At 70.7% G+C, this 8219-nt stretch carries 6 protein-coding genes; 1 reads left to right on the top strand and 5 read right to left on the bottom strand.

What is annotated here, in order from left to right:
- Nucleotides 1-58: 58 nt before the first annotated feature.
- Both AOK08_RS30450 and AOK08_RS30445 read right to left on the bottom strand, forming a co-directional pair.
- Nucleotides 59-1792 (bottom strand): threonine/serine exporter family protein, encoded by a 1734-nt coding sequence (locus AOK08_RS30450; RefSeq protein WP_198539438.1) that lies wholly within the window; start codon nucleotides 1790-1792, stop codon nucleotides 59-61.
- A gap of 117 nt (nucleotides 1793-1909) precedes the next feature.
- A complete protein-coding gene (locus AOK08_RS30445; protein ID WP_053746895.1) occupies nucleotides 1910-2401 on the bottom strand; it encodes an inorganic diphosphatase in 492 nt (163 codons plus the stop codon).
- Between the two features lie 79 nt (nucleotides 2402-2480).
- Between AOK08_RS30445 and dacB the strand changes: the two genes are divergently transcribed.
- Nucleotides 2481-4259, top strand: coding sequence for a D-alanyl-D-alanine carboxypeptidase/D-alanyl-D-alanine endopeptidase (gene dacB, locus AOK08_RS30440; protein ID WP_079054364.1), 1779 nt, complete (start codon nucleotides 2481-2483; stop codon nucleotides 4257-4259).
- A 345-nt stretch (nucleotides 4260-4604) separates the two neighbouring features.
- Here the strand turns inward: dacB and sucD are convergent, their stop codons facing one another.
- The 3 genes from sucD to AOK08_RS30425 form a co-directional block, all read right to left on the bottom strand.
- The gene (gene sucD, locus AOK08_RS30435) at nucleotides 4605-5489 is read right to left on the bottom strand and encodes a succinate--CoA ligase subunit alpha (RefSeq protein ID WP_055532039.1); all 885 of its coding nucleotides are present in this window, start codon (nucleotides 5487-5489) and stop codon (nucleotides 4605-4607) included.
- Between the two features lie 21 nt (nucleotides 5490-5510).
- Nucleotides 5511-6689 carry an ADP-forming succinate--CoA ligase subunit beta gene (gene sucC, locus AOK08_RS30430; RefSeq protein ID WP_055532038.1) on the bottom strand — a complete coding sequence of 393 codons (1179 nt, stop codon included), beginning with the start codon at nucleotides 6687-6689 and terminating at the stop codon, nucleotides 5511-5513.
- 521 nt (nucleotides 6690-7210) lie between these two features.
- Nucleotides 7211-8219 (bottom strand): VWA domain-containing protein (locus tag AOK08_RS30425; RefSeq protein ID WP_055532036.1); only part of this gene is annotated, 1009 nt, incomplete at its 5' end.

Genomic DNA, 8219 nt, shown 5'->3' with positions numbered 1-8219 from the left:
CCGAAGGCCAGCCCCCCCCAGCTCCTAGGCGCCCAACGCCGACCAAGCGGACCCGGAACTAAAACCCCCGGGTCCGCTTCGCGGCCCGCCGACCCCCGGCGGAGCCGCTCGGCACCCGCAGGAACAACCGCGAGATCTCCGACCCCAGATTCACCCCGATGGCGATGGCCATGGCCAGCGCCGCCGCCTTGGTCAGCGACACCAACCCCGCGTCCATGTCGTTCTGTGCGATCGACAACAGCCCGAAGTACGTCGCCGACCCGGGCAGCAGGGGCCCGATGGCCGCCGTGGTGTACGGCAGGGCGGACGCGTACCGGTACCGGGACAGCAACTGCCCGAACAGCCCCACCAGGCCCGCCGCGACGGCCGTGGAGGCCACCGGCGAGAAGCCGCCGGTGTAGTGCATCGCGCCGTACACGCTCCACGCGACACCCCCGTTGAGCGTCACGATCAGCACGGTGGAACGTTCCTGCTGGAGCATGACCGCGAAGGTCAGCGACACCAGCATGGACGCCCCGATCTGCCACAGGGGCCGCTGCACGCTCCCCAGCGCCGCGTCGGGGTTGAGTTCGGCGCCCAGTTTCACGCCGAAGTACAGGACCAGCAGCACCCCGACGATGATGCCGACGAAGAGGTACATGACCTCCAGCAGGCGGGCGGACGCGGTGATGTAGAACCCGGTCAGCCCGTCCTGCACCCCGGCCACCAGCGCCCGCCCGGGCAGCAGCGCGAACAGTCCGCCGGTGACCACGGCGGACGCCTTCACGTCCACGTGCGCGGCCGTCAGCGCGACCCCGATCGCCGCCGCCGGCATCGCGGCCACCGTGAACTGGTAGAACTCCGGCAGCCCGCGCCCCGCGCACAGCCACGCCAGCCGGTCGCCGAGCATCGCGCCGAGCGCCGCCGCCACGAAGACGACCAGGTCACCGCCGACAAGGATGGAGGCGGCGCCCGCGAGCAGCCCGGCGGCCACGGTGAGCCCCCAGCCCGGGTACGGGTGCCGGTTCCGCCGGATCTCCGCAAGGCGCCTGTAAGCCTCTTCCAGAGACGTGCCGGTCTCCGAGTCGCTCAGGTCGTCCACAAGCCGGTAGACGGCCGCCAGGCGTGTGTAGTCGGTGCCCCGGCGCCGGACCGTCCGTGACGCCGACACCGGGTCCTCGACGAGCGAGGGCTGGTACGAGATCGTCAGCAGGGTGAAGGTGACGGTCGGCTCGCAGCGGTCCAGGGCGTAGGACCGGCAGACGGCGAACATGGCCGCCTCCACGTCCTCGGCGCCCTCGCCGCCCGCGAGCAGCAGTTCGCCGATGCGCAGCGTCAGGTCGAGCACGCGCGGGACGGCCGCTCCGCCCTCCTCGGTCACCTTGTGGGGCAGTTCCAGTCCGGGCCGTTCGGCCACCGGCATCCGCAGCATGGTGCGCATCCGGTCCTGCCAGGGCACGTCCTTGGTGAGACTCACCACGGGGATGCCCGTGGGGGGCGTGAACGCGGGCGCCCGGTAGGTGTTCGGGGTGCTGAAGGCGGACCCGTCGGCGTCACCGCCGGGCGGCTGCGGCGCGTCTAGCCCGTCCGGCAGCGCGAACTCGGAGGTCGTCTCGGCCTCACCGACCACGGGCCTCGGCGGGGTCGCCCCCTCGGGGACCGCGAACTCGGAGGTGGTGGACGACTCCCCGTCACCACCGCCCGGGGCCCCGGCCGCCACGGGAACCGCGTGGACGCCGCTGCCGCCCCTGGCCTCGTCCGAAACTGGCTTACGGTCCTCGTCCGCCGCCGGCTCGCGGTCCTCGTCCGTCACTTCCGTATCCGCTCCCTGCGCGCTCCCCTTCAGTACGGCTCAGTATGCGCACAGACGCGCGAACGGGCCGCACGCGTGTGCGTGCGGCCCGTTCAGGCACAGCGGGGTGCGGGAGCCTCAGTGGCCGCCCTGCTCCTTGAGGCGCTTGTACGACCGCTCGATCTCGGCCTCCGCGTCGGCGCGGCCGACCCAGTTGGCGCCCTCGACGGACTTGCCGGGCTCCAAGTCCTTGTAGACCTCGAAGAAGTGCTGGATCTCCAGACGGTCGAACTCCGACACGTGGTGGATGTCCCGCAGGTGCTCCACGCGCGGGTCGTGCGCGGGCACGCACAGCAGCTTGTCGTCGCCGCCGGCCTCGTCCGTCATCCGGAACATGCCGATCGCGCGGCACTGGATGAGGCAGCCGGGGAAGGTCGGCTCGTCCAGGATGACCAGCGCGTCCAGCGGGTCGCCGTCCTCGCCGAGGGTGTTCTCGACGAAGCCGTAGTCGGCCGGGTAGCTGGTCGAGGTGAACAGGCGACGGTCCAGGCGGATCCGACCGGTCTCGTGGTCCACCTCGTACTTGTTCCGTGAACCCTTCGGAATCTCGATCGTGACGTCGAACTCCACCGGTGGCTCCTCCATGATCAACACATAGTTCTGGTGGTTAAGTGTCCCTCACGCAGGTGTGTGATCGCGAAAGGGGCTGGTGGTCGTGCCAGAGCTGAGGCCTTGGCGGGCCGCGAGGCCGCGGGTGGCGCGGCTCGCGCGCACCGTAGGACCCCGACTCACCCGGGCCACGGCAACGGTGAAACCGCAGCTCGGACGGGCCGCGGCAGCCGTGAAACCACAACTCGAACGAGCGACGGCGACGGTGCGCCCGCAACTCGAACGGGCCACGAGAGCCACGACCGCGGCCACAGCCGCCGTGAAACCGAAGGTCGCGCGAATCACACGGGCCGTCGGCCCGAAGCTCGCCGCCCTCCCCGGCCCCAAGGCGCTGACGGCCGTCTCGCTGTCGATGCCGAAGCCCCTGCGGACCTGGCACTACACCGCGGGCGCCGCCACCGCCGGACTGGCCCTGACCGTCGGCGTGGTGACCGCCGCCGGCCCCTGGGACGCCTCCGGGCAGCGTACGGCCGAGCGGGACTGGGCCGCCGTCCAGGAGCGGTTCGGTGGCGCGGATCACGGTCGTAATTCCGGTACGTCCGACAGCTCCGGCACCTCCGGTACGTCGGCAGGGGCGCCCGCGCCCGCGCCGAGCGCCCCCTCCGTGCTGACCGGCCTCGGCAGCGCCACCGGCACCGTGACGGCGGCGCCCACCGCGAGCGCCCTCTCCGCCGTGCTGGGCCCGCTCCTGAAGAACCCCGCGCTCGGCACCCGGCAGACGGCCGCCGTAGTCGACATCGCCACCGGGAAGCGCCTGTACGGCCTGGGGGCGGGCCAGGCGCTCGTCCCCGCCTCGACCACGAAGATCGCCACAGCCGTCGCCGCGCTCTCCGCGATGGGCCCCGACCACCGCATCACCACCCGGACGGCCCTGGAGCCCGGCACCAACGAACTCGTCCTGGTCGGGGGCGGCGACCCCACCCTGACGGCCCGTACGGACCCGGAGGGCTGGGCGAGCCTGCGCACCCTGGCCGACTCGACGGCCGCCGTGCTCACCAAGCGCGGCGTACGGCACGTGACGCTGTCGTACGACACCACGCTCTACGCGGGCCCGGAACTCCACCCGATCGGGGCCGACAACGGCGGCAACCTCGCGCCGGTCAGCGCCCTGATGGCCGACGAGGCCCGTCTGAACGACACGACCAGCGGAACGGCCGACCGCAGCGCCGAACCGGCGGCGGACGCGGCCCGTACCTTCGCGGCCCTGCTGGCGAAGCACGGCGTCAGGACGACCTCCCCCGGCCCGTCCAAGGCCACGGGCCGCGCGACGACCCTCGCGAAGGTCACCTCGCCGCCGCTCTCCGCGCTCGTCGAGCGCATGCTGACCAACAGCGACAACGACATCGCGGAGGCCCTCGCCCGGCAGACCGCGCTCGCCACGCACGTCCGGCCGGATTTCGCCGGTGGCGCCAAGGCCATCCGCACCCGGCTGGCGAAGCTCGGACTGCCCATGGCGGGCGCCCGGTTCACGGACGGCAGCGGTCTGAACCGCGCCGACCTCCTCACCCCGAACCTCCTCACCGCCCTCCTGGCCAAGGCCGGCGACCCGGCCCATCCCGAACTCCGCGCGGCCCTCACGGGCCTCCCGGTGGCAGGGTTCACGGGCACCCTGGCCGCCCGCTACACGGACGGCGCGGCAGGTGTCGTACGGGCCAAGACCGGCACCCTGACCGGGGTGAACGCCCTGGCGGGGACGGTCGTCGACCGCGACGGCCGCCTCCTGGCGTTCGCGTTCCTGGCCGCCAACACGACCAGCAGGGACGCGGCCCAATCAGCCCTGGACCGCACGGCGACGGCCCTGGCGGCCTGCGGCTGCTGAACGCTCCGCTGGGCTGGCGGTGGCTTTGTCCGCGGGCCGGTGGGGGTTGGCCGCGCGGTTCCCCGCGCCCCTGCTCGCGTCGGTGGTGGCTTTGTCCGCGGGCCGGTGGGGGTTGGCCGCGCAGTTCCCCGCGCCCCTTCGGGCGCGGTTCCCGCACCTGCGCCTGACCCCGCCGCCGCACCGCTGTGGGCAGTCGTTCCGCAGGGCGGAACGGGTGGGCACAGCCCCCAACGCCGGGTACCCCGGTAATCCACGGCACCCGCACCAACGCCAGCGGGCCCGCCCCAACAAAGGGAACGGGCCCACATAGGTCCAGCTCAGTACCGCCAGTGACCGTGAGAAACGTCAGCCGGCAAGAATCTCGCGCGCCAGCTTCGCCGTCTCGGTAGGCGTCTTACCGACCTTGACACCGGCGGCCTCAAGGGCCTCCTTCTTCGCGGCAGCCGTACCGGACGAACCGGACACGATCGCACCCGCGTGACCCATGGTCTTGCCCTCGGGCGCGGTGAACCCGGCGACGTAACCGACAACCGGCTTCGTCACGTTCTTCGCGATGAAGTCCGCGGCACGCTCCTCCGCGTCACCACCGATCTCACCGATCATCACGATCAGCTCGGTGTCGGGGTCCGCCTCGAACGCGGCCAGCGCGTCGATGTGCGTCGTCCCGATGACCGGGTCGCCACCGATACCGACCGCCGACGAGAAGCCGATGTCACGCAGCTCGTACATCATCTGGTACGTCAGCGTGCCCGACTTCGAGACCAGACCGATACGGCCCGGCTTCGTGATGTCGCCCGGGATGATGCCGGCGTTCGACTGGCCCGGGGTGATGAGACCGGGGCAGTTCGGGCCGATGATCCGGGTCTTGTTGCCCTGCGCCACGGCGTACGCGTAGAACGCGGCCGAGTCGTGGACGGCGATGCCCTCGGTGATGACGACCGCGAGGGGGATCTCCGCGTCGATCGCCTCGACCACGGCGGCCTTGGCGAAGGCCGGCGGTACGAAGAGGACGGACACGTTCGCGCCCGTCTTCTCCATCGCCTCGGCGACCGTGCCGAAGACCGGGATCTCGGTGCCGTCGATGTCGACGGAGGTGCCCGCCTTACGGGGGTTCACGCCACCGACGATGTTGGAGCCGTCCGCCAGCATGAGCTTGGTGTGCTTCATGCCCGTGGCACCGGTCATGCCCTGGACGATGATCTTGCTGTCCTTGTTCAGGAAGATAGCCATGGCTGTTCTGTCCCTCTTCCCTTACTTCGCAGCCGCGAGCTCGGCGGCCTTGTCGGCCGCGCCGTCCATGGTGTCCACACGCTGGACCAGCGGGTGGTTGGCGTCGGAGAGGATCTTGCGACCCAGCTCGGCGTTGTTGCCGTCGAGGCGGACGACGAGGGGCTTGGTGACTTCCTCGCCCTTGTCCGCGAGGAGCTGCAGCGCCTGCACGATGCCGTTGGCGACCTCGTCGCACGCGGTGATGCCGCCGAAGACGTTGACGAAGACGGACTTGACGTCCGGGTCGCCGAGGATGATCTCCAGGCCGTTCGCCATGACGGCGGCGGAGGCGCCACCGCCGATGTCGAGGAAGTTGGCGGGCTTGACCCCACCGTGCGCCTCACCGGCGTACGCGACGACGTCGAGGGTGCTCATGACGAGACCCGCGCCGTTGCCGATGATGCCGACCTCACCGTCGAGCTTGACGTAGTTGAGGTTCTTGGCCTTCGCGGCGGCCTCGAGCGGGTTCGCCGCGTCCTTGTCCTCGAGCGCCTCGTGCTCCGGCTGGCGGAACTCGGCGTTCTCGTCCAGGGACACCTTGCCGTCGAGGGCGATGACCTTGCCGGAGGCGACCTTCGCGAGGGGGTTGACCTCGACGAGGAGGGCGTCCTCCTTGATGAAGGTGTCCCACAGCGTCACCAGGATCTCGGCGACCTGCTCGGCGACCTCGGCCGGGAACTTCGCCTGGGCGACGATCTCGCGGGCCTTCTCGATGCTCACGCCTTCGTTGGCGTCGACCGGGACCTTCGCGAGGGCCTCGGGGTTCTCCTCCGCGACGACCTCGATCTCCACGCCGCCCTGGACGGACGCCATGGCGAGGAAGGTGCGGTTGGTGCGGTCGAGGAGGTACGAGACGTAGTACTCCTCGACGATCTCGGGCGCGGTCTCGGCGATCATCACCTTGTGGACCGTGTGGCCCTTGATGTCCATGCCGAGGATGTCCGTCGCGCGGGCGACGGCCTCGTCCGGGGTGGCGGCGAGCTTCACGCCGCCGGCCTTTCCGCGCCCACCGACCTTCACCTGCGCCTTGACGACGGACTTGCCGCCCAGACGCTCGGTCGCCGCGCGCGCCGCCTCAGGCGTGTCGATGACTTCACCGGCCAGCACCGGTACACCGTGCTTGGCGAAGAGGTCCCTCGCCTGGTACTCGAACAGGTCCACGCGCGTCCGTCCCTATCAGTGATCTCGCGGTTCGTTGGATGCGTGGGCGTGCCGCGAAGGGCAACGTGACGTCCGCCGTGTCACAAGGGTGGCGCACACGATGTCCGAGCGCGCGGCATGTCCGTCCCGCAGGTTATCGCCGCACCCCGCAGGTCCCTAAATCAGGAATCCCACCTGAGCGGTGATACCTGTCACAGCGTGCCATTGACGATCTCCGATCGGCCTCGGATCGGCCTCCGCGCGGGGCGTAAAGACGCGTTACGAAGGCATAGGACGTAAAGGTGAGGCCTCATCGGGCTGGGGCGGCCCTGGTGAGGCCGCCGAAACGCCCACCAGCGGTTTCGACGGCCCTCCGGCAAGCGCTCCCCACCGTCCACCGGCCGATCCCTGACCGGACCGACGACATTCAGGACGACATTCAGCCGTACGGGTTCACCCGGAGCGGGCGCACGGAGGCCGGCGCCCGACCTGGCACTCCGTGCAGTCGGAGCAGCCCCCTCTGTTCACCCGGCTCACCCGGCTTACTTGGTGTCCGGTATCGGCAGGGGGCGCTTCTCGATCGCCGCGGCCATGATGTCCGGGAACAGGTCGGGCGTGCAGGCGAAGGCCGGGGCGCCCAGTGCGGCGAGTGCCGCCGCGTGCTCCCTGTCGTACGCGGGCGCCCCCTCGTCCGACAGCGCGAGCAGTGTCACGAACTGCACCCCGGACGCCTTCATCGCGGCGACCCGCTTGAGCATCTCGTCGCGTATGCCTCCCTCGTACAGGTCGCTGATCAGCACGACGACGGTCTCGGCGGGCCGGGTGATCTTCGACTGGCAGTACGCGAGCGCCCGGTTGATGTCCGTACCGCCGCCGAGCTGCGTGCCGAACAGCACATCCACCGGATCGTCGAGTTGATCTGTGAGGTCGACGACCGCCGTGTCGAAGACGACGAGCCTGGTGTCGATCGACCGCATGGACGCCAGTACCGCTCCGAACACCGACGCGTACACCACCGACGCCGCCATCGACCCCGACTGGTCGATGCAGAGGACGACCTCCTTCTTCACCGACTGGGACGCGCGGCCGTACCCGATGAGCCGCTCCGGCACGATCGTGCGGTACTCGGGGAGGTAGTGCTTGAGGTTGGCCGCGATCGTGCGGTTCCAGTCGATGTCGTGATGGCGTGGCCTGCTGATCCGGGCGCTGCGGTCCAGCGCCCCGGTGAGGGTGGCCCGGGTCCGCGTGGCGAGCCTCTTCTCGAGGTCCTCGACGACCTTGCGTACGACCGCTCTCGCCGTCTCCTTCGTCGTCTCCGGCATCGCCTTGTTGAGGGAGAGCAGCGTGCCGACGAGGTGGACGTCCGCCTCGACCGCCTCCAGCATCTCGGGCTCCAGCAGCAGGGCCGAGAGGCCCAGCCGGTCGATGGCGTCCCGCTGCATGACCTGGACGACGGACGACGGGAAGTACGTACGGATGTCGCCGAGCCACCGCGCGACCGACGGCGCGGACGCCCCGAGCCCCGCCGAACGATCCCGCCCCGCCTTGTCC

The organism is Streptomyces graminilatus (assembly GCF_001418565.1).
Classification (GTDB): domain Bacteria; phylum Actinomycetota; class Actinomycetes; order Streptomycetales; family Streptomycetaceae; genus Streptomyces; species Streptomyces graminilatus.
The sequence above is the reverse complement of the archived record's forward strand: the minus strand, read 5'-3'. Positions and strand labels throughout refer to the sequence as shown.

Coding starts and splice junctions, on each gene's coding strand:
- sucD (WP_055532039.1), bottom strand. CDS start 5,489: ATGGCTATCTTCCTGAACAAGGACAGCAAGATCATCGTCCAGGGCATG.